Here is a 4067-nt window from a genome sequence, read left to right as displayed (position 1 = left end):
GAAAAATAAACCGGACTAAATTCCTTGACAGCTTACGTGACGCTTTGATCAGAAAGATGGATGAAGATGACGAAAGGATAAACTAAGATCCTTACAATATCCCTCTTGGCATATGAACACCTTTTGTACGGACAATACTTTCTGAAATCTTTGGCGTTTCTTGCTTTTCTTCGGCTTGTTCCGCAGGTTCTCCTTTTGTTTCGGGCGTGAGCGATAATTGTATTTTCCGCTCAACAGCAGCCAGCTCCGTTTTCAATTCGCTCAATCGGCTTTCCTTGCTCCACGCACCGTTCAGCACTTCTTGCAGAACAGGTAAATCCTTTTGAATTTCGGCAATTTTCTTCTGCTCCTCTTCAATGTAGGCAGGCAGTTTTTCCAATGCGTTGAGGAAATTCATAGATGCCAATTTCTCATCCTTAGCGATGATACCGTTGTTGTAGGCGTATTTGATATTGCCCTCGCCCTGTATCAGAAAACGGTTTACCCGAATATCCACGCCCTCTTTTTGCGACATTTCCGTTTTTACCAAAAGCTGAAAACCGTAAAGGCTTCCGATTTCTTCATAATCCCCACCTGTACGGGATTTGTCCGCAAGCTGATTGAGTTTTGCTCCGATTTGTTTTATATCCGCATTGGGTGACAAGCTGTCCAATTTAATAAGGTTGGCAATAGTGCCATCATAACGTTTTTGGATACGCCCTTGTAGATTATTCCAATCGAGGCTCATACGGTCAAATCGGGATTGGGCTTTGTTCAATTCTGCCGTATAATCTTCCAATTTATATCTGGCACTTGATTTTGAACGGTTGAACGATTGCCGTTCGCTCTCCAATCCCGCAATCTGCTTTTCTATTTTAGCTTTATCCAACAGGTCTGTATTTCCCATAAGGATAGCCACGTATTCCGAGAAGTTCATACCCGATTTTTCGTCCATACTGCCCTCGTCAATTGTCCGTTTGCCGAGATTGTTGGATTTTAGTTGGTTAATGAATAGCTGTTTGTTGTACAGCAGGTTGAATTTGTAGCTGTCCAATGATTTTTCTACTGCATATATAATTATATCCACTTTGTTATTGTTAAAATGTTTAGCGATTTCATTGCCTTTACGGATAGCCCGACCGTCCCTTTGGGCAAGGTCAGACGGTCGCCACGGCGTATCCAGATGATGTACGGCAACGGCTCTTTTTTGTGCGTTTACGCCTGTGCCTAACATACTCGTAGAACCGAACAGCACACGAATTGTACCGTCATTCATTCCCTTTATAAGTGCCTTTCGTTGCTTGTCGTTTTTCGCTTCCTGTATAAAGCGGATTTCGTGTGCAGGTATGCCGTGGTCTTCTACCAGCTTACGTTTGATTTCGGAGTAGATATTCCATTCGTTAGGCTTGTACGTTCCCAAATCAGAGAAAACGAATTGCGTTCCTTTCTGTGCGTTGAATTTGTGGTAATACTTGGCAATACTATTGGCACAATGCGAAGCCTTGTTATCGGGGTGGTCTTTGTAATGGGGGCTTACCATTCGCATATCCAAAGACATCTTACGGGCATAGTCCGTAGCAATGAGCATCTTTGCTTTTTCCTCCTTTTTGGATAGCGGTTCCCTGCCTAATAATTCGCCTTTGCCCGTTTTGGCAAACTCCATCAGCTTTTGAATGAACACTTCCTGGTCAGGCGTAGGCGGTATGTTATAGAATATCTCGTTCTTTTCGGGGCGGTCTATGCCAATCATTTCAGCAGTACGGTAATCCGTAATTTCGGAGTAAAATTGAGCCAGTTCCGGCACTTTGATAAAGTAGCGGAAACGCTCTTTTGCGACGATATTGTTAGCCACCGAAAATTCATAATCGGTTGTTTTCTTGGCATAAATCGCTGCCCACGCATCAAAGGAATTAATGCCCTGTTTTGCCAATGCCCGTGGTCGCAGGTATTTAAAGAGTAGGTATAATTCAGTCAGCGAATTGCTAATGGTTGTACCTGAAAGAAAGGTCGCACCCATATCCGCATCAATACGCTCTTGTATAGTACGTATGGCAAACAGCAGGTTCAGTGCCTTTTGGCTTCCCTGTTGATTGCCCAATCCCGCAACCCTTGAATGCCTTGTGTTGAACGTCAGGTTTTTGAATTGGTGGCTTTCGTCCACAAACAAATGGTCTATGCCCATCATTTTGAAGTCCACAATATCATCTTTGCGGTTCTCAATGTCGTGTTGCAGGGTTTTCAGCTTTACTTCGAGGTTTTCCTTTTGTTTTTCCGCTCCCTTTAGCATCCATTGCGTTATGTCTTCGCCTTGACTTCGCATAACATCAAGGTTTTCCTCTACGCTGTCCAATTCGATTTGCAGAATTTCCTTTTGTATTTCGGGCGATTGGGGTATCATTCCGAATTGGTCGTGTGTTAGTATCACGCAATCCCACTCGTTGTTCTTAATATCGCCGAAAATCCGCAGACGTTTTTCGGGCGTGAAATCATCAATGCCGGGGTATAAAATTTTGGCGTGGGGATAGGCGGTGCGGTAGGCTTCGGCAATTTCGGGTATATTGGCTTTCAGTCCGATTATCATCGGTTTGTGGGCTAAGCCCAAACGCTTCATTTCCTGTGCACCCGTACACATTATCAACGTCTTTCCTGCACCTACTTCGTGGTCGCAGATAGCACCGTTGTTCAGCTTTATCATCCAAACGGCATCCTTTTGGCTCGAATACAGGTCTTCAATTTCCAATCCCTTACGGTCTAATCCCGGAAACTCCTGATGTGAGCCGTCATAGTTCGGTCGGACGAAGCAGTTAAAGGTATCGTTGTATTGTTCGGTAAGCTTTGTTTTAAACTCATCGTTTTGGGCGTGGAGCCAATCGGTAAAGGCGGTTCGGATTTCGTCTATTTTGGTATTCGCCATTTGTATGGCTTCCATATCCCGCACCTTGACCTCTTTGCCATCTACATCTACTGTCTTTGAAATATCGGGCGTGGTATTGACAAGGGCGTGTTTGAGCAGAGCAATCCCGTCATACGTCCGGCTTTTGGCTTTGACCGCATATTTATCCCAGATATGTACGTTCTTCTGTTTGCAGGTGACGGAAAAGTCATCGGCACTATCCGAATAATGTACACGGACTTCCGCATCGAACAGGTGCGATGCAAATCGGGCATAAATACCTGCGGGTATCCAGCGTTCACCCAGATTAAAATCGAGTTCCTCAAATTCGATACGTCTTGGTCGGGCTTCCTCTAATACGATAAGGCTTTCTTTGGCTTCGGTATCATCGGGATTGCTTTCGAGGTAATCTCTTAATTCATTGGCTTTCTCCACTACATTGCCCGCAACCCAGCGTTCAGATATTTCATATTCCTTTTGCAATGGATTGTAGTAGATGCGACCGTGTAAGGCTTCTTTCAAAGCATCAGCAGGCATACCGCTGATTTCGGACATAAAGTCCAAATCCACGCTTCCATATTTGTTCAGTGAAGCCGATAACGCTTCTTCGGGATTGTCCGTTGCAATGGTTGCGGTAGAAAAACTTACAGGACGGTTGAATATATCTGCTTTATGGATTACACCGCCAACGACACGCTCCAGATAGGGTATTTCTTTACCTGCACTGTCCGTTTTGATGAGCTTGATATTATCCGCACTATTGAGATTTCCGTACCTTTTGACAAAGGCATCGTAAAGGCGGTTAAGTGTTTCCCTTTCTTCCTTATGTTCGGTCTGAAGCTCCGCTTCTTTATTGTAAAGCTGTTGGTAAACATCACGCACTCCGATATACGCTTCGGCTCTTGCTTTCTGCAAGGACGACAGTTGCAAGGGATGAAAAACAGCCGTACCGTCTGCGGTATCTACTTCTTGCAGATGACCGACCCAACCGTTATCCACGACAAGGCAGTCGTTTCGGTGGAACGGTTGCAGTTCGCCACTGTACGGAGCAGGTTCGGGAATGGTGTTAATTGGCATTTTGGGAATGGCTGGCGTGTCCGCTTGGACATTCCCGTTTGCTTGTGAAAACAAATCGCCGATAGCTTCCTGTTTTTTGCCATTTACTGGTGGTGTACCGTTAGATTTTGGCGGTATA

General features: G+C 44.8%; 1 protein-coding gene. It reads right to left on the bottom strand.

The annotated features are described in order from the left end of the window. Positions 1 to 91: 91 nt before the first annotated feature. A partial coding sequence (locus FM107_RS09015; protein ID WP_143559464.1) for a helicase-related protein occupies positions 92 to 4067 on the bottom strand: 3976 nt, incomplete at its 5' end.

Source organism: Sphingobacterium sp. JB170 (genome assembly GCF_900163865.1).
Lineage (GTDB): Bacteria > Bacteroidota > Bacteroidia > Sphingobacteriales > Sphingobacteriaceae > Sphingobacterium.
This window is presented reverse-complemented; position numbering and strand designations above follow the sequence as displayed.